At 53.7% G+C, this 23,014-nt stretch carries 24 protein-coding genes; 11 read left to right on the forward strand and 13 right to left on the reverse strand.

The features are described 5' to 3' along the window. Window positions 1-3 precede the first annotated feature (3 nt). From motB to flhD, 4 genes are all read right to left on the reverse strand, one after another. On the reverse strand, window positions 4-933 hold the full coding sequence (gene motB / locus D5066_RS10740; protein WP_028013653.1) for a flagellar motor protein MotB: 930 nt from the start codon (window positions 931-933) through the stop codon (window positions 4-6). Then, window positions 930-1,817 carry a flagellar motor stator protein MotA gene (gene motA, locus D5066_RS10745; protein ID WP_008500417.1) on the reverse strand — a complete coding sequence of 296 codons (888 nt, stop codon included), beginning with the start codon at window positions 1,815-1,817 and terminating at the stop codon, window positions 930-932. The genes motB and motA overlap by 4 nt, the downstream gene beginning before the upstream one ends. A 123-nt stretch (window positions 1,818-1,940) precedes the next feature. Continuing rightward, window positions 1,941-2,519: a flagellar transcriptional regulator FlhC gene (gene flhC / locus D5066_RS10750; protein ID WP_013096051.1), complete on the reverse strand. Its 579-nt coding sequence runs from the start codon at window positions 2,517-2,519 to the stop codon at window positions 1,941-1,943. 2 nt (window positions 2,520-2,521) lie between these two features. Further along, a complete protein-coding gene (flhD, locus tag D5066_RS10755) occupies window positions 2,522-2,872 on the reverse strand; it encodes a flagellar transcriptional regulator FlhD (protein WP_208861682.1) in 351 nt (116 codons plus the stop codon). A gap of 796 nt (window positions 2,873-3,668) precedes the next feature. On the opposite strand from flhD, the gene uspC reads away from it, so the two are divergent. Continuing rightward, window positions 3,669-4,097: a universal stress protein UspC gene (uspC, locus tag D5066_RS10765; protein ID WP_080329494.1), complete on the forward strand. Its 429-nt coding sequence runs from the start codon at window positions 3,669-3,671 to the stop codon at window positions 4,095-4,097. A 15-nt stretch (window positions 4,098-4,112) separates the two neighbouring features. Here uspC and otsA read toward each other — a convergent pair whose 3' ends face one another. From otsA to araF, 5 genes are all read right to left on the reverse strand, one after another. After that, a complete protein-coding gene (gene otsA / locus D5066_RS10770) occupies window positions 4,113-5,537 on the reverse strand; it encodes an alpha,alpha-trehalose-phosphate synthase (protein WP_119915927.1) in 1,425 nt (474 codons plus the stop codon). After that, window positions 5,512-6,315, reverse strand: coding sequence for a trehalose-phosphatase (otsB, locus tag D5066_RS10775; RefSeq protein ID WP_119915928.1), 804 nt, complete (start codon window positions 6,313-6,315; stop codon window positions 5,512-5,514). Before otsB ends, otsA begins: the two co-directional genes overlap by 26 nt. 176 nt (window positions 6,316-6,491) lie before the next feature. Next, a complete protein-coding gene (gene araH, locus D5066_RS10780) occupies window positions 6,492-7,472 on the reverse strand; it encodes an arabinose ABC transporter permease AraH (protein WP_032644894.1) in 981 nt (326 codons plus the stop codon). Window positions 7,473-7,486: 14 nt separating this feature from the next. Beyond that, window positions 7,487-9,001 carry an L-arabinose ABC transporter ATP-binding protein AraG gene (gene araG / locus D5066_RS10785; protein WP_119915929.1) on the reverse strand — a complete coding sequence of 505 codons (1,515 nt, stop codon included), beginning with the start codon at window positions 8,999-9,001 and terminating at the stop codon, window positions 7,487-7,489. Window positions 9,002-9,071: 70 nt separating this feature from the next. Further along, the gene (gene araF / locus D5066_RS10790; protein ID WP_008500409.1) at window positions 9,072-10,061 is read right to left on the reverse strand and encodes an arabinose ABC transporter substrate-binding protein AraF; all 990 of its coding nucleotides are present in this window, start codon (window positions 10,059-10,061) and stop codon (window positions 9,072-9,074) included. 786 nt (window positions 10,062-10,847) lie between these two features. Here araF and D5066_RS10800 point away from each other — a divergent pair. Both D5066_RS10800 and D5066_RS10805 read left to right on the forward strand, forming a co-directional pair. Beyond that, window positions 10,848-11,351: a non-heme ferritin-like protein gene (locus D5066_RS10800; protein WP_080329499.1), complete on the forward strand. Its 504-nt coding sequence runs from the start codon at window positions 10,848-10,850 to the stop codon at window positions 11,349-11,351. Window positions 11,352-11,515: 164 nt separating this feature from the next. Next, window positions 11,516-12,859 (forward strand): anaerobic C4-dicarboxylate transporter, encoded by a 1,344-nt coding sequence (locus D5066_RS10805; RefSeq protein ID WP_080329500.1) that lies wholly within the window; start codon window positions 11,516-11,518, stop codon window positions 12,857-12,859. A gap of 42 nt (window positions 12,860-12,901) precedes the next feature. Here D5066_RS10805 and D5066_RS10810 read toward each other — a convergent pair whose 3' ends face one another. The 3 genes from D5066_RS10810 to D5066_RS10820 all read right to left on the reverse strand — a co-directional run bounded on the left by D5066_RS10810 (window position 12,902) and on the right by D5066_RS10820 (window position 14,102). Continuing rightward, window positions 12,902-13,153 (reverse strand): DUF2766 family protein, encoded by a 252-nt coding sequence (locus D5066_RS10810; RefSeq protein WP_008500405.1) that lies wholly within the window; start codon window positions 13,151-13,153, stop codon window positions 12,902-12,904. A gap of 108 nt (window positions 13,154-13,261) precedes the next feature. Then, a complete protein-coding gene (gene azuC / locus D5066_RS10815) occupies window positions 13,262-13,345 on the reverse strand; it encodes a stress response protein AzuC (RefSeq protein ID WP_014884364.1) in 84 nt (27 codons plus the stop codon). A gap of 118 nt (window positions 13,346-13,463) precedes the next feature. Then, window positions 13,464-14,102, reverse strand: a complete 639-nt coding sequence (locus tag D5066_RS10820; protein WP_080329501.1) for an RpiB/LacA/LacB family sugar-phosphate isomerase — start codon at window positions 14,100-14,102, stop codon at window positions 13,464-13,466. A 253-nt stretch (window positions 14,103-14,355) separates the two neighbouring features. Here D5066_RS10820 and yecR point away from each other — a divergent pair, with 253 nt between their 5' ends. The 3 genes from yecR (at window position 14,356) to tyrP (ending at window position 16,852) form a co-directional block, all read left to right on the forward strand. Continuing rightward, a complete protein-coding gene (gene yecR, locus D5066_RS10825) occupies window positions 14,356-14,694 on the forward strand; it encodes a YecR family lipoprotein (protein WP_080329502.1) in 339 nt (112 codons plus the stop codon). Window positions 14,695-14,898: 204 nt separating this feature from the next. After that, a complete protein-coding gene (gene ftnA / locus D5066_RS10830; RefSeq protein WP_119915931.1) occupies window positions 14,899-15,396 on the forward strand; it encodes a non-heme ferritin in 498 nt (165 codons plus the stop codon). Between the two features lie 244 nt (window positions 15,397-15,640). Continuing rightward, entirely contained in the window at window positions 15,641-16,852 is a 1,212-nt protein-coding gene (tyrP, locus tag D5066_RS10835) for a tyrosine transporter TyrP (protein WP_119915977.1), read from the forward strand. A 33-nt stretch (window positions 16,853-16,885) separates the two neighbouring features. Here tyrP and D5066_RS10840 read toward each other — a convergent pair whose 3' ends face one another. After that, window positions 16,886-17,554 carry a YecA/YgfB family protein gene (locus D5066_RS10840; protein ID WP_119915932.1) on the reverse strand — a complete coding sequence of 223 codons (669 nt, stop codon included), beginning with the start codon at window positions 17,552-17,554 and terminating at the stop codon, window positions 16,886-16,888. Window positions 17,555-17,970: 416 nt separating this feature from the next. On the opposite strand from D5066_RS10840, the gene D5066_RS10845 reads away from it, so the two are divergent. The 5 genes from D5066_RS10845 to D5066_RS10865 all read left to right on the forward strand — a co-directional run bounded on the left by D5066_RS10845 (window position 17,971) and on the right by D5066_RS10865 (window position 22,977). Next, a complete protein-coding gene (locus D5066_RS10845) occupies window positions 17,971-19,092 on the forward strand; it encodes a branched-chain amino acid ABC transporter substrate-binding protein (protein WP_080329505.1) in 1,122 nt (373 codons plus the stop codon). A gap of 99 nt (window positions 19,093-19,191) precedes the next feature. Beyond that, on the forward strand, window positions 19,192-20,106 hold the full coding sequence (locus D5066_RS10850) for an ABC transporter permease subunit (RefSeq protein WP_119915933.1): 915 nt from the start codon (window positions 19,192-19,194) through the stop codon (window positions 20,104-20,106). Window positions 20,107-20,117: 11 nt separating this feature from the next. Next, window positions 20,118-21,392: a high-affinity branched-chain amino acid ABC transporter permease LivM gene (gene livM, locus D5066_RS10855; RefSeq protein WP_119915934.1), complete on the forward strand. Its 1,275-nt coding sequence runs from the start codon at window positions 20,118-20,120 to the stop codon at window positions 21,390-21,392. After that, window positions 21,389-22,264, forward strand: coding sequence for an ABC transporter ATP-binding protein (locus tag D5066_RS10860; RefSeq protein ID WP_119915935.1), 876 nt, complete (start codon window positions 21,389-21,391; stop codon window positions 22,262-22,264). The genes livM and D5066_RS10860 overlap by 4 nt, the downstream gene beginning before the upstream one ends. Continuing rightward, on the forward strand, window positions 22,261-22,977 hold the full coding sequence (locus D5066_RS10865) for an ABC transporter ATP-binding protein (protein WP_119915936.1): 717 nt from the start codon (window positions 22,261-22,263) through the stop codon (window positions 22,975-22,977). Before D5066_RS10860 ends, D5066_RS10865 begins: the two co-directional genes overlap by 4 nt. Window positions 22,978-23,014: the final 37 nt, after the last annotated feature.

Genomic DNA, 23,014 nt, shown 5'->3' on the forward strand with positions numbered 1-23,014 from the left:
CTATCACCTCGGATTGGCTGGTGGCGATGTTGGAACGGCAGCCGCAGGGACGGCCCCAGGCTGTTTTAAATCGTCCAGTGACTCATTCTGACTTTCGGCGTTTTCATGCAGGATGGCCTGCTCCGCCTGCTGGTTCAGCACTAAAAGACTGATACGACGGTTGATGGCGTCATCCGGCCCGCGGTCGGAGACGCGCATGGTTGCTGCCATGCCGACCACGCGCAGTACCTTGCCATCATCAAGCCCACCGGCCACCAGCTCGCGACGCGAGGCGTTGGCACGATCGGCAGAAAGCTCCCAGTTGCTGTATCCCTTCTCTCCACTGGCGTACGGGAAATCATCCGTGTGGCCCGAAAGGCTGATTCGGTTAGGAATGCCGTTCAGCACCGGGGCAATGGCGCGTAAAATATCGCGCATGTACGGTTCAACTTCCGCACTCCCGGTCTTAAACATCGGGCGGTTCTGGCTATCAATAATCTGAATACGCAGCCCTTCCTGAACCAGATCGATTTTCAGGTGCGGACGCAGCGCGCGCAGTTTGGGATCGGCTTCAATCAGCTGATCAAGATCGCCACGCAGTTTTTTCAGACGCGCCTGCTCCATCTTGCGTTTCAGCTCGTCGATGTTCGGCTCTTTTTTCACCTCACCCTTCTGCTGGGTGTAATCATCGCCGCCGCCAGGGATCGGGCTTTCGCTGTTAGAGATACGCGGCCCACCGGTCACTGCCGTCGCCAGCGGGGTACGGAAATATTCGGCAATCTGGATAAGCTCTTTCGGGCTGGAGATGGAGATCAACCACATCACCAGAAAGAACGCCATCATTGCGGTCATAAAGTCGGCGTACGCGATTTTCCAGGAGCCGTGAGAACCGTGTCCGCCGCCCTTGTGCTTGCGTTTTTTTACGATGACGATCGGATGGGACTGATTTTTCATGCGTCCTCAGTTGTCGTCTGTTGGTTTGGGTTTTTCACCGCGCGCACGTGTTCTTCAAGCTCGATAAACGACGGACGCTCGCTGGAGTAAAGCGTTTTACGGCCAAACTCAACCGCGATCGGTGGCGCATAACCGTTGAGGTTCGAGAGCAGCGTGATCTTCACGCACTGCATCATTTTGGTGGTTTCCGCGCTCTTCTGGCGCAGGACACTTGCCAGCGGAGAGATAAAACCGTACGCCAGCAAAATACCGAGGAAAGTACCGACCATCGCGTGGGCAATCAGTGCGCCCAGTTCAGCCGCCGGGCGGTCCGCCGAGGCCAGGGCATGTACTACCCCCATGACCGCCGCCACGATTCCGAACGCCGGAAGCGAGTCACCCACCAGCGCCAGGCTGTTGGCCGGCACTTCAGATTCGCTTTCGTGGGTTTCGATCTCTTCGTCCATCAGCGCTTCTATTTCGAAGGTATTCATATTGCCGCTGATGATGAGACGCAGGTAATCGACGATGAAATCCAGCATCATGGCGTCCGCCAGAATACGTGGATAGCTGGCAAAAATTTCGCTCTCTTTCGGGTTTTCGATATCCCGTTCAAGCGAGAACATCCCCTGTTGACGCGACTTCGCCATCAGGCGATAGAGGAGCGCCAGCAGATCCATATACATGCTTTTGGTGTATTTCGAGCGACGGAACAGCAATGGAATTGCTTTCAGCGTGCCCTTGATCGATTTACCGTTGTTACCAACGATAAAAGCCCCTACCCCTGCGCCGCCGATGATAATAAGTTCAGCCGGTTGATAGAGTGCTCCAAGGTGCCCGCCGGTCATCATGTAACCGCCGAAAACTGTACCGAGAACTACCAGGTAACCTAATAAGATAAGCACGACATCATCCTTCCGCTAGTGACTATGGCAAGGACGTTCAGTTCGCAGCGTTTACCGTTTGCGGGGTAAAAAAAAGCAGCGGTAATGGCTTACCGCTGCTGGAATCTTGCCCACACGTTCGGGTTAAACAGCTTGTTCGATCTGTTCATCCAGCAGTTGTGGAATAATATCGGCAGCATCCCGGGAAAGTTTACGTCTTTTTACTGCGCGGGATGGAGGCTGACATAAACTACAGGCGAAGCTGCCTGCAGGCTGATGAGCATGGGTAATAAAATTGCCGTCGCAGCAGTTGCAGCGCGACAGTTCAAGCATTCCGCTTTCGACAAAACGCACCAGCGTCCATGCACGAGTCAGCGCCAGCAGTGGCCCCTCTTCCTGCTGTGGACATTGTTCAAGGTAAAGTTTGTAGGCTTTGATCACGGCGTCAACGCCGCTGCATAAACCAGTTTTGAGGAGATACTGCCAGGCATTACAGAACATGGAAGCATGAATATTCTGCTCCCATGTCATAAACCAGTCCGTCGAGAACGGCAGCATGCCTTTCGGCGGGGGACTACCACGTAACTCTTTGTACAGCTTGATAAGACGACCACGACTCAGCTGAGTCTCGCTTTCCAGCATTTGTAAACGAGCACCCAGCGTAATCAGCTCCATGGCCAACTGTATGTCACGCGCTTCCTGAACAATGCTTTTCTCGCTCATTGCTAGGCCCTTTTCTTACGGGCTGCGTCATCAGGCTGGCTGATTTCGTGAAGCAAACGAGTGGAGAGCAGAATACCGGTATGGATCTGCTGCAGATCGTCAACGCGGGATTCCTGCGTCAGACGCGTGATCGTCTGCGGATTATCAAAACGGAACTGGCACACCAGTTGATTCGTTTCCGCCAGTTTTACCATCTGCGGGAGGGTTAACCCACCCAGCATGGTTGCCATTTCTTCGTTAATACCCAGACGAAACATCGCGGACGCCTTGTCCTGACTAATTAAACGCTGCGCGAGCAGTAAATACGACAAATTGATGTCATAGATATGTTTTAGCAACTCGGATGTATGCATTGTTCCCATCCCGAATAACCAACTATTATTTTTATGCGGAAAGACCGCACCCCGTGATGTCGCCGGGAAATCACCCGGTATAAAAAAGAAAAGGCTAAATGCATAGTTGAATCTAGGTTTGTATTCATCAAAACGTGACGGAGATGAAACGTGGTTACATCTCTTACATGTTTTATCATTTCTTACAAATAACTAAGATTTTTCCTAATTCGACGCAAACTCTACTCGTCAGATTTGACACATACAATGCAGCCACCCTCAAATTTAAAAAAAATGTGATCCACGTCACACAATTTAAGGTGAATGTTACCCATAAATCCATCAGTATGACTTCTAATTTGCTCGTTTTTTAAGCAATCAGCACTGTTTTGTATTCTTAATCGACGAATACTCATGCAGAAGCTTGAGAAAAAGTGGCACGCAACGTGCTTTTATCTGTCCGTGCGATATCAGCAATCGTTTACATCGCGCATGCGTCAGAGACACATTTTGATTACTTCGACAAAACATAGAGTTATGCATTTCCGGCAAAAAAATCGTTTCAATACGTGACCATTCGAAATGCGTTTATAACTTGTTAAAATGATTTAATGGCGAAAGCGTAGATTTGTGTGACTTACGTTAAGTTGTTAATTTTTTTCATTTAGGCGCATTTATCAGTTATTCTTCTTATAAGAATAATTAATGAATAATTATGATAAGCTTCACACTAATGTCGTATTCAAGTCTTGCGAAACCAGGAAATTCGCGGTAATGGTGATAAAACGCTGTTTGTCAGACATCTAAGGAGTGCGCCATGAGTTACTCCCATCTTCTTGTTTCTGTTGCTGTTTCCCCCGAAAGTCACCAGCTTGTCGCCCGGGCCGTATCCATCGCCCGACCGCATAATGCGCGCATCAGCCTCATCACCCTCGCGGCTGAGCCCGAGATGTACAATCAGCTGGCGGCCCCGATGCTGGAAGATATTCGTGAGGTTTTGCAGGAAGAAACGCAGCAGTTTCTGCGAGAGCTTGTCGAAAAAGCAGAGTACCCCATTCATGAAACCGTTATTGCGACGGGGGAACTCAATGCGCATATTCTTGATATGTGCCGCAAACAGAATATTGATTTAGTGATTTGCGGAAACCATAACCACAGCTTTATTTCGCGGGCTACCTGCGCGGCAAAATCTATTATCGCCTCGAGCCAGGTGGATGTGTTGCTGGTGCCTCTTGGGGGGAGCTAACCCCCCAGAGGAAAATCAGGCGAGTTTAGGGAAGGTCGCGATCTTTTTTTGCAGATCGCCTTCATGGCTTTGCGGAGTTATATCACGGAGATCCTGAATAAACTGCGCCTGCCAGTGATTAATATCGTTTTTACGGATCGTCTCCATCATTTCGGCATGGCGAGAAATACGCTCCGTCAGCGGCATGGTCAGGGCGCGGTTGAGGGCGTTTGCCACATCATCCCGATCGTAAGGGTTAACGAGAAGTGCTGAAGTTAGTTCGTTCGCGGCCCCGGCAAACTGAGAAAGCACCAGCACACCCGGATCGGCCGGGTCCTGCGCCGCCACATACTCTTTTGCCACCAGGTTCATCCCGTCACGCAGCGGCGTAACCAGCCCCACGTCCGCATAGCGGAAGACCTTCATCAGGATTTTACGGTCAAAATGCTGATTCAGGTAAAAGAGCGGCGTCCACCCCAGCTGACCGTAGCGTCCGTTGATGCGCCCCGCTTCTGTCTCAAGCTGATGACGAATATCCTGATACGCCTGTACCTCCCCGCGTGACGTTGGGGCGATCTGGGTATAGCGGATTTTACCGTGGTGCTGAGGGTATTTATCCAGCAACGTTTCATACGCCAGGAAGCGTTCCGGCAGCCCTTTGGAATAATCCAGACGCTCTACCGAGAAGATATTTTTTACGTGCTTGAGTTCATTCTTAAGCTGGGCCAGCTTCGGCGGCAGCGGACCGGAGGCCTGTTCCGCAATTTCGTCGGGTTCAATACCAATCGGGTAGACCTCGGTGTGGAAGGTTTTCCCCCACGCCGTATGGGTTTTGCCACCCCTGGTCGCCATGCGCGCTTTACCTGACACGGAGTCAAGGAACGCGAGGCGGTCATTTTCGGTCTGGAAGCCCAGCAGGTCGTAATCACACAGCGCTTCCAGCAGTTCTTCATGCGGCGGCAGCGCGGTGAAAATTTCCGGCGTCGGGAACGGAATGTGCAGGAAGAAGCCAATCCGGTTGTTGACACCTCTTTTACGCAGCTCTCTGGCGAAGGGAAGCAGATGATAATCGTGGATCCATAAAATATCGTCTTCCTCGATTAAAGGCAGCAGTTTATCCGCCAGCAGCGCATTCACCCGCGAGTAGCCCTCGAAGGATTCCCGCTGGAATTTTACCAGGTCGAGACGATAGTGAAACGCAGGCCACAGCACCGCGTTGGAGAACTGCGAGTAATACTCGTCATAGTCTTTCTCCTTTAGCGCAAAGGATGCCCACGTAATGTTCCCCCGCGTGACCTTTTTAAGCGGTTTCTCTTCTTCATTGATTTCACCACTCCAGCCAAACCACAGCCCGCCAGCAGCTTTTAAGGCACCTAATACCCCTACCGCCAGGCCACCTGCACTGGCTTTTTTATCATCAGGCGGTGCGATTCGGTTAGAGACGACGACTAAGCGACCCATAATGGTTTCCCCCTTTGTTTTGCGCTATTTGTTGTTGTTGCTGGTTAGCGATATCAGAAATCCACTGCCAGACGCTGGCGACATTCGCCAGACGCCATTCAGCGACAGTGTCACCAGGCCCCACCTTGACGGCGATCCCTCCGGCTTGTTTTACCACGCGAAACCCGGCCTCGTCGGTCAGGTCATCGCCAAAAAATACCGGTGTACGTCCCTTAAATGGCGGTTCCGCCATAAACGCCGCAATAGCGGCACCTTTATTAATGCCCTCAGGTTTTATCTCGACGACGCATTTCCCTGGCTGCAGCGCGAGCTGCGGGTGTGCATCGGCCACGCTGCGGGCAATCGCAAAGATTGCCGCTTCGTGATGCGGAGCCTGCCGATAGTGCAAGGCGAACGCCATGCCCTTCGCTTCCAGTTCCGTGCCCGGAAGCGACGCCAGCGCCGAGGAGAGTTCAGCGTGTAACGCCTGAATTAAAGTATCGGGGAGTGATACAACATGCAGTTGATCATGGATATCGCGGCGCTCCGCTCCGTGTACACCGGCCAGCGGAAAGTGGTAAGGACTGGCGAGCACATCCAGCTCGGCCATTGAGCGCCCTGAAATCAATGCCAATGCGCCCTCGTTCAGTCTGGAGAGCTGCTGCAAATTCTCTAGCACCGTATCCGGTACGACCACGTCGTCAGGATGCGGCTGGATCCCGGCGAGCGTCCCGTCGAGGTCAAAAAAGAAAGCATATTTTCCGGGCAGTACAGGCGGTGCGGTTAACAAGTCAGCCACCCTAATCCTCCTTACGGTTTACGAGAGGTAAACGCCTTTACCTCTTTCATAGCCATGTAAGTATAGACAGTGTGATGGGCCTCGCCATTTGACAACCGCCCCGCCAGCAAAACTGGCGAGGCGGTTCAGGGGTCAACTATGGTTATTAGTTGAGCAATAAAAAGTCAGCGCTGGGGTTACACGGTACGCTTCGCTTTTTGCTTGTAACGGTCGAAGATCACGGCTGCGAGCAGGATCAGACCACGCACGACGTACTGAGAGAACGGCGAAATATTCAGCAGGTTCATGGCGTTCTCAACGGTGCCCAAAATCAGGATACCGGCCACCACATATGAGATTTTTCCGATGCCGCCCTTGAGGGAAACGCCCCCTAAAACGCACGCCGAGATGACGATCAGCTCATAACCGATGGAGGTCATTGGCTGGCCGCTAGTCATACGCGACGCCAGAATAATCCCCGCCGCGGCGGAGACCAGCCCGGAGAGCACGAAGATAATAATCTTGGTGCGCACAACCGGCACCCCTGCAAGACGGGCCGCTTCTTCATTACCGCCGATCGCCAGCGTGTTACGGCCGAAAGTGGTGCGGTTCAGCAGGAAGCCGAACAGGATCAGGCAGGCCACGGTGAGCCAGATAGGCGCAGGCAGGCCCAGCCAGTTGGCGTAGCCCAGCGTAAAGAAGCGCTCGTCTTCAATCCCCACCGCTTTACCGTCGGAGATGATATAGGCCAGGCCACGGACTATCTGCATCGTCGCAAGCGTGGTAATCAGGGCGTTAATCTTCAGGCGCGCGATAACAAAACCGTTCACCAGACCGCTGATGACGCCGAGCAACAGACCGGCAAAAACGCCAATCCACAGGCTTTCCGTCATGTTGATCACCACCGCTGTGGTGACGCCCGCACAGGCGATAACCGAGGCCACCGACAGGTCGAAATCACCGGAGGCCAGGCAGAAGAGCATGCCGCAGGCCACCATGCCGGACATGGAAATCGCCAGCCCCAGCCCTTTCATATTAATGAAGGTGGCAAAATTAGGAACGAAGATCGCACAGGCGATGAAGAGTGCGGCAAAGACCACCAGCATGCCGTACTGATCCCAGATGCGTCCAAAACTAAAAGCCGACTTCGGCGCTCCGGATGTAGTAACAGAGGACATCATTAACTCCTTACTCAGGCGACAGCCTGGCTGACTTTAGGCATGGCGAGGTTCAACGCCTGTTGTTCATTCGCCTGTTCATGAAGTAATTCACCGGCGATTTCGCCTTCGCGCATCACCACAATGCGGTCGGCAACGCCAAGCACCTCAGGCAGATCGCTGGAGGCGAAAAGCACCGCCACGCCGCGTTTTGCCAGTTCATAGATCACGTTGTAAATCTCGTGCTTTGCGCCCACATCGATTCCGCGCGTCGGCTCGTCCAGCAAAATGACCTTCATATCCTCCGACAGCCAGCGGCCTAAAATGGCCTTCTGCTGGTTACCGCCTGACAGATTCATGATCAGCTGTTCCGGTCCCGGCGTTTTGATATTCAGCGAGCGAATATGGTGGTCGGCGTTGCTCGACTCCCAGCCGTCGTTTATCAGGCAACCCGCGCGGATAAACTTACGGCGGGCGGAAATGTTGATGTTGTCGCGCACCGAATGCACCGGAATGATCCCCTCCGCTTTGCGGTCTTCCGGGCAGAGCATCATCCCGGCCCTGATCGCGTGGGCAGGTTTCTGGATATCGACCTGCTCGCCGTCAATGGAGACCTGCCCTGCGGTAATGCGCGTACCGCCGAACAGCCCTTTCATCAGCTCGCTGCGCCCCGCCCCTACCAGGCCAAACAGTCCGACGATCTCACCGCTGCGTACGGATAACGAAACCGGCGTTCGCACGCCCGGCGCTTTGACGTTGTCCAGACGCAGACGCTCAGGGCCGTACTCGCGCGGTTTCCAGTGATAAATATCGCCCAGGTCGCGCCCGACCATCGCCTGAACAAGCTGGTCATGGTTAACCTGCTGCATATCGGTGAAGGTGCGCACATAGCGCCCATCTTTAAAGACGGTGATGGCATCGCTCAGGGCAAATATCTCCTCCATGCGGTGCGAGACATACAAAATGGTGCGGCCTTCCTGCCGCAACTCGCGGATCACGCGGAACAGGTTTTCGATTTCACGCGCGGAGAGCGAGCTGGTCGGTTCATCGAAGGCAATAACCCTGGCGTTACGCGCCAGCGCCTTGGCAATTTCAACCATCTGCCACTGGCCGATGGAGAGGTATTTCAGCGGCGTCTGCGGATCGACGTCCAGACCAAGATGCTTAAGCTGCAGCCCCGCTTCATAATTAAGTAGCGAACGATTTACCACGCCGCTTTTATGCGGAAGCTGGCCTAAATAGATATTTTCCGCCACCGTCATCTCAGGAATAAGGTGTAACTCCTGATAGATAATCGCCACCCCGGCATTGAGCGCCGCCGTGGTATCGGCAAAGGCCACCTCTTCGCCGCGCAGGGCCAGCGTGCCGGTCGTCGGCGCATAGTTGCCGCTGAGGATTTTCAACAACGTGGACTTTCCGGCACCGTTTTCCCCCATCAGGGCATGAACCTGGCCGGCATAGCAGTCGAAGCTGATATCGGTCAGCGCGTTAACACCGGGGAACGTTTTACCGATGCCGCGAAAAGAGAGATACGGATTAGACTGTTGCATAACGACTCCGTGATTCCTGTAGTGTGTACGTCTGGCCCCTTACGCGAGTAAGGGGCACAATCACAGCGTATTACTTACCGCCCAGTCCTTTTTTCGCCAGTTCCTCTTTGAAGTTGTCGCGGGTGATCAGCACCACGTCGGTGACTTCAGTAAATTTCGGCGGTTCAGCCCCTTTGGTTACCCAGTTGTAGAGCATTTCACTGGATTTGTAGCCGTGAACGTCCGGGCTTGGCAGCAGAGAGCCGTAGAAACCGGTAGCCTGCGCTTTGGACAGTTCGCTCACCGCATCCACGCCGTTGATGCCGATACCGATAACGTCAGGTGCCTTGAAGCCCTGGCCTTCCGTCGCGCGCACGCCGCCCAGCACGGTATTGTCGTTCATGCCGACCACCAGCCAGTGTTTCACTTCCGGGTGCTGGACCAGCATGGAGTTCGCGGCGTCAAAAGCACCGGGGATGTCGTTAGATTTGGTTGGGACTTTGTAGATCTGTTTTTCCGGGAAGCCAGCGGCTTTCAGCGCGTCCATTGAACCGGTCGTACGACGACGTGCGGTGTCCAGCTCATCAGCCGTAATGGCCATAACGGCAGTCTCTTTGACATCCCAGCCGCGTTTTTGCATCTCTTTATAGAGTTCCTGGCCCTGGCGTTCACCGATTTTGGTCGCCGCCATCATGACCAGCGGGACGCTGTCCATTGGTTTGCCTTTGGCGTTAACGAACTGATCGTCAACCGCAATGACCTTCATGTCGTAACCACGGGCTTTCGCCGCAATGGCCGATCCCAGTTTCGGGTCCGGAGTACAGATAACGAAACCTTTCGCGCCGCTGGCCGCCAGGCTGTCGATGGCGTTCAGGGTTTTTTCACCGTCCGGCACGGCGATTTTAATCACCTCAAAACCTAAATCTTTTCCGGCTTTATCAGCGAATTTCCACTCAGTCTGGAACCAGGGTTCTTCCGGCTGTTTTACCAAAAAACCGAGTTTTAAATTCTCAGCGATAGCGGATTGTGACATAACGGCAGCCAGACCGATGGCCGCCAGCGCTTTAGTAAATTTGTGCATGGTAAACTCCAGCTTTAACATTCTTTTCTGTAGGGAAGATTTGCGTGCTTCTTATTTAATCGGACTTAAAACAAGGCATTAGCGCTTACCTCGTCATAAGCGTTATTGCTGGTGATAGTTTTAGCGGGAAATTAATCATCCATAAGAGAGCCCCATCACACCGCAGAATTACAGTAATTGCGTACATAAATTCAGCGAAAAATGACATAAAAATGGCAGGAATTGTCAGACAAATGAAAGGGCGGTGAGCAGAATTATCCATAAGATTAGCTAAGAAATCCCTGATGCTGTCGGCTGGTCAGGCTGGGGCTCGCGGTTCAGGGGAGCTGCGTGCGTTTCGTCAAGAAACCAACATAATGATGAATATACGGTATTCCGTAAAAATTGATTTAGCGCAAATTTAATAACGCATCATATATTTGAAATAAATAATCTGTATTTACCTTTTTCACAGAGCTTTATTTCGGCTTAATATTCACGAAAGTAAAACAAAACAAAAAGAAGACAAATAACTGTTTATTTTCATCAAGTTAAATAAGTTTCAATCCGTGGCAATCTATTTGTATTTTTGTACTATATTAAACTTTGTAATGTATGGTAAACACAGCCCAATTAAGAGTTTTCTTAGTCCTAAGACAAAGGTATGCTTATTTATATCGAACACAGGAAGTGAATTTTCGATCGACTCAGTAACTGAAGAATCTGCATTTATGTATTTCTTCGCATTTGCCTGGCTGTCAGGTTAAGCAGCGGACATTACGTCCCACAGTCTATAAGGATATGAGTATGGCTACCCAAACGATGATGCAAAAACTTAACGCGCAGATGAACCTTGAGTTCTACGCCTCGAACCTGCACCTTCACTTAAGTGCCTGGTGTTCCGAAAAAAGCCTTACGGGCTCTGCTACGTTCTTTCGTTCGCAGGCACAAAGCAACGTTACCCATATGATGCGCGTCTTTAACTTCCTCAAAGCCGCGGGGGCGAACCCGGTTGTCAAAGCCCTTGATGGGATCAATGAAAATTACTCTTCTCTGGAAGAACTGTTCCAGAAAACGCTGAAAGAACATGAACAGCGCTGTACGACGCTCAACAAGCTGGCCGATGAAGCCAAAGCGCAGCATGACATCACCACCCTCAAATTTTTACGCGATATGGACAAAGAACAGCAGCAGGACGGCATGCTGCTGAAAACGCTGGCGGATGAGATCCACAATGCGCGCCAGGCCGGTTTACGCCCGGAGCAAGCCGACCGCCACCTGCTCGACCTTGTGACGGTGCAGCACCACTAAGCGTTTTAACCTGCCCTTGCCCTGGTTCAGGGGGGCAGGTTCCTTCTTATCTCCCCAACCCACTGCTTTTGCTGAAATTTAACAAATCAGATCTCGCTCTCAATGATTAACCTTGCAAAATGTAATGATTTATTTAATTACATAATCATTGACGAGGGAGCAGCATGATCACCATTGAGTTTATTGTCATTCTCCTCTGTCTGCTGACGGGTACACGTTTCGGCGGCATGGGGCTTGGGTTAATCAGCGGTATTGGCCTTTTTATTTTGTGTTTTGTCTTTGGGCTCCAGCCCGGCAAGCCTCCGGTTGACGTCATGTTGACCATTCTCGCGGTGATTGGTTGTGCCGCCACCCTGCAGACCGCGGGTGGCCTCAACGTCATGATGCAATTTGCTGAACGCCTGCTGCGCAGACACCCGCAGCACATCACGCTTCTCGCCCCTTTTACCACCTGGATGCTGACCTTTCTGTGCGGCACGGGGCATGTGGTTTACACCATGTTCCCCATCATTGCGGATATCGCCCTGAAAAAAGGGATCCGCCCGGAGCGCCCAATGGCGGTGGCCTCGGTGGCATCGCAGATGGCGATCACCGCATCGCCGGTTTCCGTCGCCGTCGTGTCGCTGGTCTCCATCCTGGCCGCGCAGCATGGGATTGGGCACGCGTGGGGGATCCTGGAAATCCTTGCCGTATCGGTGCCCGCTTCGCTTTTCGGCGTCGCGATTGCGGCCCTGTGGAGTTTACGCCGCGGAAAAGATTTGGCTGACGATAAGGAATTTCAGGAAAAACTGAAAGATCCTAAACAGCGCGAGTTTATCTATGGCGGCACGGAGACGTTAATGAACCAGCGTTTTCCGAAGCAGGCCTACTGGTCGACATGGATTTTCTTTGCCGGGATTGCGGTGGTGGTCCTGCTCGGGGCGTTCCCGGAACTGCGCCCTGCCTTCGAGCTGAAAGGTAAAATGACGGCGCTGTCGATGAACCTCGTTATTCAGATGATGATGCTCATTGCCGGTGCCGTGATGCTAATGGCCTGTAAGGTCAATGCTGCTTCGATTTCTAACGGCGCGGTATTCAAGGCGGGTATGGTGGCCATCTTCTCAGTGTTCGGGGTGGCGTGGATGAGCGATACCTTTTTCCAGGCGCATCTCGATGAGTTAAAACTGGCGCTGGAAGGGGTGGTGAAAAGCCATCCGTGGACGTATGCCATTGTGCTTTTCCTGGTGTCGAAGCTGGTGAACAGCCAGGCGGCGGCCCTGACAGCCGTGGCGCCGATGGGCCTGATGCTGGGTATCGATCCGAAAATGCTGATCGCCTTCTTCCCGGCATCCTACGGCTATTTTGTTCTGCCGACCTACCCGAGTGATTTAGCCTGCATCGGCTTTGACCGTTCGGGAACGACCCGCATCGGCAAATTCATTATTAACCACAGCTTTATTCTGCCGGGGCTAATTGGCGTGAGCTGCGCCTGCGCGGCGAGCTATCTGCTGGTCCAGACCTTTTTTTAACGTTTTCAACGGGCGACATCTGCTGTCGCCCGTTCGCCATTTTTAATGAGATTCGCCCTGCGGCGTAAAGCGCAGTTCAATAAGTGCGATGGCTTTCTGGATCGCGCGAAGCGTAACCGGGTCGGCAGCCGCGGGATGGCTGGCAAAATCGATGTTTTTCAGCTGAGTAGACATCTTCTCGCGCACTTCAACCGGTGCGATAACGTCCAGGACATCCAGAATTTGCTTAATAACCAGCTGGCAGGCGACAACGTCAGAGACCAGCTCCTGATCGGCGCTCAGGTTTTGTGACATGGGGCTTTCTCCTTATTCAAAGGCCGCCATAGTATCAAAACGCAGCCCCTGACATCTTCCCTTCCTCGCCTGCAGAGATAAAAAAACCTGCCGAAGCAGGTTTTTTTATCAGAACATGGCGCCCGGCGGCACGTCTTTGAAGGTGCGACAGTAATTGGCCCACATGCTTTTCAGGATTTTGCGCAGTTTCATTGTGATGCTCCATTAACTTGTTATACAACTTTATTGTCAATGTGCCTATAATATGACCATCGTCACAAAAATCAATATTTTTGTGACTCACATCACAATTTAATCTGCGCAATACGCATTAACCTACCATACCGCGAACAAAATCCTCGATCGCCTTATCCTGGCAATTTTCAAAGAAGCACTGCTGGAAACGTTGTCCGGAAACAGCGGTCTTCACCAGCTCAGGATCGATAGCGCGCAGCGTGTCCAGATAGTTTTCTTTCACCACGGCCGCTTTCACCTGGTTCAGAATCCCCGCGTTACGCACCTGGGGCTCTTTACGCTCTGGCGGGTAGCCTTCCCCCTTCCGGCCAGTGAAGGCCTTTTCAAAGATAAAGCGCACGTTCAGCTCCGCTCCCCAGCCAAAACCTTTGGCAAAAGGCAGCGAAAGCGCATTGCCGTTGTTGATCTGCGCGAAGAGAAACGCGTCGGCGGGATCGATGCAGTAGCCGCAAATGACGCCGGGGTGAATATTCAACGACATCATCGCGCCCTGCCCGGTGCCGCATCCGGTAACCACGAAATCTACCGCTTTCGCATTCAGCAGAATGCTTGCCATAATGCCCAGGTGGATGTAGGTCAGGTGATGATCGTTTTCGTCGCTCATACCCACGTTGTAAACCGGGAAGCCTTTCTCATCGGCTACCGTTTTCAGCTCTTTTAATATCACTGGGTTTTTAGCCGCCTGGCTGTTTTCCATCATCAGTGCAATTTTCATCTTGTCTCTCCAGAATGCGCTGCGGGCGCTCCCGCCATGGATACCTGTTCCCGTTCATTCTGGCATCAAACAAACAGACTTTCAAAGTTAATGAAATGGAGTTTTAAAAATTAAATGCGCGCTCACAATTTTTTGACGAGAAAGATCCACGCCGTCCGTTGCAAAGAGTGAGGGTAGATTGTCCGGCTATTCCTGGCATTGCAGCGGGCATCTGCGGGTACGATAACGTATTTCCATCCACCCAGAGCGAACCATGAAAACAGCCATCGTAGCCGGTACAGTCCTGCTGCTCGCGGGATGCAGCGTTAACCGCCAGGCGGAAATCAGCAGCCTCGACGCGCCGAACGGCATTGTCCGCCTCGACTACGGCCAGGCAGTGCTGCAAAACGCCTGGTCCGACGAATATGTTAATAACGGTACCGCAGTAAAAGCCTGTCAGAACATGGGCTATGCCACCGCTTCTGCCTACGGGCAGCCGGTCAAAACCTGTACCCTGACAAGCGGCTCTTTGTGCCTGAACGAGAGCGTAACTATCCAGTATAAATGCATGGGGTATGCCGTTAACCCTAAGGCAAATAACCCCTGGTATTAATCAAAGCCGCCAGCGATTGCTGGCGCTTTATTTAATTAAGAACAAAAACAATTCTCATTAATAGAAATAAAATATCGCCAATGCGTTTTATTCCCATTCGTATTTTGAACTGAGAAATATTTAATTTTACGTTTTGCAAATAATTAAATAACAAATTATAGTGTCGCTCATTGTGAACCAGAAATAATAACCCGGAGCGTCACCATGCTGAAAACTGAAATGATCGACAAGCTCAATGCGCAAATGAACCTTGAGCTCTATTCATCCCTTCTCTACCAGCAGATGAGCGCCTGGTGCAGCTACCATAGCTTTGAAGGTGCGGCCGCGTTTCTGCGTCGTCACGCTCAGGAAGAGATGAACCACATGCAGCGCCTGTTCGATTATCTGACCGATACGGGCAGCCTGCCGCGCATCGAGAACGTGGCATCACCTTTTGCCGAGTATAATTCTCTTGATGAACTGTTCCGCGCTACCTACGAGCACGAACAGCTGATCACCCAGAAAATTAACGAACTGGTTCATGCGGCAATGATCGGCCAGGATTATCCAACCTTTAATTTCCTGCAGTGGTACGTCGCGGAACAGCACGAAGAAGAGAAGCTGTTTAAATCCGTGCTGGATAAATTATCACTGGTGGGTAAATCCGGTGAAGGTCTTTACTTTATTGATAAAGAACTGTCGACTCTCGATACGCAGAATTAATATCAACGCGGTGCCGGAAACCGGCACCGCGTTTATTTACTTTCCCCCACATCAAAACACGCCTTTTATTCCCCGTACGCCTTGTTTACGTCACGCCTGAGTGTCGCCCCACTTAGTGTTGGCGGCAGCGCAACACGTAAAGCTTTTATTACACCCCTTGTAACGGTGGTTTGACGAATTACCGCTTTTGCCTTACTCTGCGCCGCAGATTTTGTTGCGGTTATGCGTCGTTGTAGAGGAAAGCGTGAAAAACAGAACCCTGGGAAGTATATTTATCGTCGCCGGAACGACGATTGGCGCAGGAATGCTGGCAATGCCTCTGGCTGCCGCAGGCGTGGGATTTGGGATGACCCTGCTGCTGCTTGGCACGCTCTGGGCATTAATGTGCTACACCGCACTGCTGCTGCTTGAGGTTTACCAGCATGTGCCCGCCGATACCGGTCTGGGTTCGCTTGCGGCGCGCTACCTGGGACGCTACGGCCAGTGGATCACCGGCTTTAGCATGATGTTCCTGATGTACGCTCTCACTGCTGCGTATATCAGCGGTGCCGGGGAGCTTATCGCCTCCAGCGTCAACGACTGGTTTGGTTCTGACATTACCCCTGCGACGGGGGCTATCTTCTTTGCGCTCATCGGCGGCGGTGTGGTCTGTGTGGGAACCTCGCTGGTCGATCTCTTTAACCGCTTTCTGTTCAGCGCCAAAATTTTGTTTCTGGTTATCATGCTGGCGCTGCTGGCGCCGCACGTGCACAAGGTGAACCTGCTGACGCTGCCGCTGGAACAAGGTCTGGCGCTTTCCGCCATCCCGGTCATTTTCACCTCGTTTGGTTTTCACGGCAGCGTACCGAGCATCGTCAGCTATATGAACGGCGATATCCGCAAGCTGCGTCGTGTGTTTGTTATCGGCAGCGCCATTCCGCTGATCGCCTATATTTTCTGGCAACTGGTAACGCTGGGCAGCATTGACGCTTCAACCTTCGTCGGGCTGATGGCGCAGCACGCTGGCCTGAACGGTTTCCTGCTATCTCTGCGCGAGGTGGTCACTTCGCCGCACGTGGAGCTGGCGGTTCACCTGTTTGCCGACCTGGCGCTGGCAACCTCGTTCCTGGGCGTGGCGCTCGGCCTGTTTGATTACCTGGCCGATCTGTTCCAGCGTCGCAATACCGCCGCCGGACGGTTACAGACCGGGGCCATCACCTTCGTGCCGCCGCTGGCCTTTGCGCTGTTTTACCCTCGTGGGTTTGTGATGGCGCTGGGCTACGCGGGGGTGGCGCTCTCTGTCCTGGCCCTGTTGCTCCCTTCCCTGCTGGCATGGAAGAGTCGCCAGCAGCATCCTCAGCAAGGATACCGCGTGGCAGGCGGGAAACCGCTGCTGTGCGTGGTGTTTGGCTGTGGGGTGGTGATTATTCTGGTGCAGGTGTTGATTGCAGCCGGGATGCTGCCTGAGGTGGGTTAAATATTAAAGGGGCTAGCATTAGCCCCTTTTTTATCAGTGCAGGCAGCAGCTCTTGAACTTCTTCCCGCTGCCGCAAGGACACGGATCGTTACGCCCCACCTTCGTGCCGTTCACGACAGGCTTCTTCGCTTCCGGCTGCTGCGGGTTCTCCACCCAGTAGTTATATAAACGCAGGGCCGCAGGCTGGATGCGCTCGATGCTGGCGATATACTCTTCTTCGGACAGTTCATCCAGCTTCTCGCTGTTCTCTTCCGTTCCGTGCAGGGCAATCGCGTCGAGATCGGCCTTCAGGGTTTCCGGCAGGGCCGACCAGTCCGTCAGCGCCACGCCGCGCATGTAGCCATAGCACCACTCTTCCACCACGGTGTAACTCTCACCGTCAACATCGTTATAGCCGAACATCGGCTCAAACTGATCCGGATATTCGCTCAGGCGCTCGGCAATGTCGTTCATATGCTTAAAGCAGAGATCGATAAAACGGTTCATCTCACGATCGTTTTTCCAGCGCGGGATGTACTTCTCCCCGCCCCACACCGCCACCAGCCAGGCATCTGGCTCAACGACAACAGGGCCGGAAAGCACTGCGGTAAGCATGCCGTCCAGTTCGGACACGTCAATCACGGATGCATCGTCATGGCCGTAAGACATTAACGTCTCTTCCAGCCACGCCATTTCGCTTTCATTTAATGGACCTTCCGTCATCGCTGACACTCCTGATAAAAAAAGGAAAGGATCCTACCACACATCGCACGTCTGCCCTGGCTGAAGTTTAGGTCTTTATTGCTGCAAAAGTGTGCAAATCGTGACCCTTGCACAACTTATGGGCTTTATTGTTAACGATGTGTGATCTCCGCTGTAATTTCTTCTCCTGCCGCCGGGCGTGATAACGCGGCGCTCTATACTCAAACATGTCATAACCCCCTCAAGGGGTTAACCATTCTGGCAACATTTTTGCTTGCTGTTCTTAGCGCTACGCTGCGCATGGAAACCTCGCCGTATCACGCAGGATGCCGTTTGTTTAGTGCATTTTGTTCTTGCTCGTGTTTTTGGATTGGCTGCGCCCTGGGCGTTCAGGTTTACGCCGTGGTGCAAAAACCTCTTTGCTAAGGAACATAATAATGTCGCTGAAATTTATCAAAACGCCTGTTTCTCTTGTACTGGCCGGTTGTCTGGTGACGGCATTTTCGGCCCGGGCCGATATCGTAATTGGTGTCGCCGGACCGTTCACGGGCCCCAATGCCACCTACGGCGATCAGTACTGGCATGGCGCAACGCAGGCCGCCGAAGATATTAACGCTGCAGGCGGTATTAACGGTGAGAAGATCAAACTGGTTCAGGGAGATGATGCGTGTGAGCCTAAGCAGGCGGTGGCCGTCGCCAACCGCTTAGTCGACCAGGATAAGGTCAACGCCGTGGTCGGCCATTTCTGCTCCTCTTCCACGATGCCCGCCTCCGAGGTGTATAGCGACGCAGGTATTATTGCGATTACCCCCGGCTCTACTAACCCGCTGATCACCGAACGCGGCATGAGCGACATGTTCCGCATGTGCGGCCGCGACGACCAGCAGGGTCAGGTCGCCAGCGACTTCATCATCGACAAGCTGAAAGCCAAACGCGTGGTCATCATTCACGATAAAGACACCTATGGACAAGGGCTGGCAGACGCCACCAAAGCGGCGCTGGCGAAACGCGGGGTCAAGGATGTGATGTATGAAGGCTTATCCCGCGGTGAAAAAGACTTTAACGCGCTGGTCACCAAGATCGGCGCGCAAAAACCGGATGTCGTGTTCTTCGGCGGCTGTCACCCGGAAGCCGGGCCGCTGGTTCGCCAGATGCGTGAACAGGGCGTGCAGGCGAAATTCTTCTCCGGCGACTGTATTGTCAACGAAGAGATGGTGACGGCAGCGGGCGGCCCACAGTACACCAACGGCATTTACATGACCTTCGGTAAAGATCCGCGCCTGATCCCGGACGGTAAGGCGGTTATCGAGAAATTCCGCGCCGGTAAATTCGAGCCGGAAGGATATACCCTCTACTCCTATGCTTCCGTACAGGCGATTGCCGCTGCTTTCAAGGCCACCGGCGGCAAGGACTCCGCTAAAGCCAGCGAGTGGCTGAAAGCCAATTCCGTCGACACGGTGATGGGCAAAAAAGCCTGGGACAGCAAGGGCGACCTGAAAGTCTCTGACTACGTGGTTTACCAGTGGGACGACAAAGGAAAATATAAGGAAGTGCAGTAACGGGACGGAGTCACGCTCAACGTCGGCGGGCTTGCCCGTCGGCGCGTAATAAACATCAGGCTGCGCGGCTCGCGCAGCCTATAAAACGAGCGCGCTAAGATGAGTACATTCTTCCTGCAACAGTTAATTAATGGCTTAACGCTGGGCTCCGTTTACGGCCTGATCGCCATCGGCTACACCATGGTGTACGGCATTATCGGGATGATCAACTTCGCCCACGGCGAAGTGTATATGATTTCCGCCTATCTCTGCGCCATCGGCCTGGCGCTGCTCTCGTTCTTCGGCCTCGAGTCCTTCCCCCTGCTGATCCTGGGTACGCTGGTGTTCACCATCGCGGTAACCGGGGTGTACGGCTGGACTATCGAGCGTATCGCCTACAAGCCGCTGCGTAACTCCACACGTCTGGCGCCGCTAATCTCCGCCATCGGGATGTCGCTTATCCTGCAAAACTACGCCCAGCTGAGCCAGGGCCCGCGCCAGCAAGGGGTGCCGACCATGCTCGACGGCGTGATTCGCCTGCATCTGGGCGACGGATTCGTGCAGATAACCTACACCAAAGTGTTTATTCTGCTCGCCTCGTTTGTCGGCATGCTGGTGCTTACGTGGATAATCAACCATACCCGGCTGGGCCGGATGTGCCGCGCGGTACAGCAGGATCGTAAGATGGCCTCGATTCTGGGCATTAACACCGACCGGATTATTTCGCTGGTCTTTGTCATCGGCGCGGCGATGGCCGGTCTGGCTGGCGTGCTCATCACCATGAATTACGGCACCTTTGATTTCTACGTCGGCTTTGTGATCGGCATTAAAGCCTTTACGGCTGCGGTCCTCGGCGGCATCGGTTCCCTCCCCGGCGCCATGCTCGGTGGCCTAATCCTTGGTGTCGCGGAAGCCCAGTTCTCAGGCATGGTGAACTCGGACTATAAAGACGTCTTCTCGTTCGGCCTGCTGGTCATGATCCTTATTTTCCGGCCTCAGGGGCTGCTCGGGCGTCCGGTTGTGGCCAAAGTGTGAGGGAGAGAATGATGACATCGCACTTTTTTTCGCTTAAGCGCTGCATTCTGGACGCCATTTTCTCCGGGCTGATTGCGCTGATTATCTTCGGCCCCATTGCTGGCGTGGTGCTGGACGGGTACAGCTTTAACTTCGCCGGACAGCGGCTGGCCTGGATAGTCGGCATTGTGATGCTGGGGCGTTTTCTGTTGAGCGCCTTTTTGGGTACGGCAGCGGGGACCCGTTTCCAGGCACGCTTCGAGGCTGAGAGCGCAGGCGTGTATGTCCGGCCACCGGAATACAAAAGCCGCATGCGCTGGATTCTTCCTCTGGTGATTGCGCTTGCGGTTTGCTTCCCGTTTGTCGCCACCAAATATGTGCTGACCGTCGCCATTCTCGGGCTAATCTACGTGCTTCTCGGCCTGGGTCTGAATATCGTCGTGGGGCTGGCCGGTCTGCTGGATCTGGGGTACGTCGCGTTCTATGCGATTGGCGCGTACGGTCTGGCGCTGGGGTACCAGTATCTCGGTTTAGGCTTCTGGAGCATGCTGCCGCTGGCGGCAATCATGGCCGCCGCCGCCGGTGCCCTGCTCGGTTTCCCGGTACTGCGCATGCACGGCGACTATCTGGCGATCGTCACCCTCGGGTTCGGAGAGATCATTCGCCTGATCCTGAACAACTGGCTGACCTTCACCGGGGGACCAAACGGCGTGTCGGCCCCTCCCCCCACCTTTTTCGGCCTGGAATTTGGACGACGCGCGAAAGAAGGCGGCGTGCCCTTTCACGAGTTTTTCCACCTGACCTACAACCCGAACATGAAGTTTATCTTTATCTATACCGTGCTGTTTCTGGTGGTGATGCTGGTGCTCTACATCAAGCATCGCCTGACGCGGATGCCGATTGGCCGGGCGTGGGAAGCCCTGCGAGAAGATGAAATTGCCTGCCGCTCAATGGGATTAAATCATGTGCTGGTCAAGCTCTCCGCCTTTACGCTGGGTGCGTCCACCGCAGGGATTGCCGGGGTATTCTTCGCAACCTATCAGGGATTCGTGAACCCGACCTCCTTTACCTTCTTTGAATCGGCGCTGATCCTCGCCATCGTGGTGCTGGGCGGTATGGGCTCTACGCTTGGTGTGGTGCTGGCCGCCTTTGTGCTTACGGTTACGCCGGAACTGCTGCGCAGTTTTGCCGAGTACCGCGTCCTGCTGTTTGGCATGCTGATGGTGGTGATGATGATCTGGCGTCCACGCGGTTTGATCCGCATTAATCGCAGCGGATTTGCCGTGCGTAAGGGCGTGGCGCCATGAACGAAACGATATTGCGCGTTGAACATCTGATGATGCACTTCGGCGGGATCAAGGCGCTAAACGACGTTAATCTGGACGTGCAGCGCGGCTCTATAACCGCCCTTATCGGGCCAAACGGGGCGGGCAAAACAACCGTGTTCAACTGCCTGACCGGTTTCTATAAGGCCTCGGGCGGCAACATTTTATTTGCTACCCGCAATAAGACCACCAACGTTATTCAGGTCCTTGGACAAAAATTCCAGCCGGGCGACTGGATTAACCCCGCGCAGCTCGGGCAGCGTCTGTTCTACAAAATGTTTGGCGGAACGCACCTGGTCAACCGCGCCGGGCTGGCGCGCACGTTTCAAAATATCCGTCTTTTTCGCGAGATGTCGGTCGTGGAAAATCTGCTGGTCGCGCAGCATATGCGCGTTAACCGCAATCTGCTTGCCGGGATTTTGAATACACCGGCATACCGGCGTGCGGAAAGCGACGCCCTGGACAGAGCCTTTTACTGGCTGGAGGTGGTGGATCTGGTGGAGTGCGCCAATCGCCTGGCGGGAGAGATGTCGTACGGCCAGCAGCGACGTCTGGAGATCGCGCGAGCAATGTGTACCGGGCCGGAGATGATCTGCCTGGATGAACCCGCCGCCGGGCTTAACCCGGTTGAAACGCACAAGCTGAGCAGCATTATTCGCTTTCTGCGGGATCGTCATGACATCACGGTATTACTGATTGAGCATGATATGGGGATGGTGATGGAGATTTCGGACGACATTATCGTGCTCGACCACGGGGATGTCATTGCCAGGGGAACGCCCGCGCAGATCCAGCATGATGAAAAGGTGATTGCTGCCTACCTGGGCACGGACGAAAGCGAGGTGACCCTATGAGCGAACCGCTGCTGGCCTTTCGCGAGGTGGATGTGTTCTACGGCGTCATCCAGGCGCTGAAGCAGGTCTCTCTTGAGGTTAATAAAGGTGAGACCGTGGCGCTGATTGGCGCAAACGGCGCGGGCAAATCGACGCTGCTGATGTCTATCTTTGGACAGCCGCGCATCCGCAGCGGGCAGATCCTTTTCAGTGGTGAAGACATCAGTCACAAATCTACCCACTACGTCGCGTCCGGCGGCATTGCGCAGGCGCCGGAAGGCAGACGAATCTTCCCGGATATGACCGTTGAAGAGAACCTGCTGATGGGGACCATCCCGATCGGCAACCAGTTTGCGGCTGAGGATATGCAAACCATGTTTGACCTTTTCCCTCGCCTCAAGGAGCGGCGCAAACAGCGCGCAATGACCATGTCCGGCGGGGAACAGCAGATGCTGGCAATCGCCCGGGCGCTGATGAGCCGTCCGAAGCTGCTGTTGCTGGATGAACCGAGCCTGGGCTTAGCCCCGATAGTGGTGAAGCAGATCTTCCAGACGCTGCGCGAACTGGCCCGCAACGGCATGACCATCTTTCTGGTAGAGCAGAATGCGCACCACGCGCTGAAGCTTTCCGACCGCGGATATGTGATGGTTAACGGGCAGATCCGGTTGAGCGGCAGCGGTGAGGAGCTGCTGGGGAATCAGGAGGTGAGGAAGGCGTATTTGGGCGGGGTGTGATCCGTAAATTTCATGCACAAAAAAACCACCCGTAGGT

It is taken from the genome of Enterobacter chuandaensis (assembly GCF_003594915.1).
GTDB classification, from domain to species: domain Bacteria; phylum Pseudomonadota; class Gammaproteobacteria; order Enterobacterales; family Enterobacteriaceae; genus Enterobacter; species Enterobacter chuandaensis.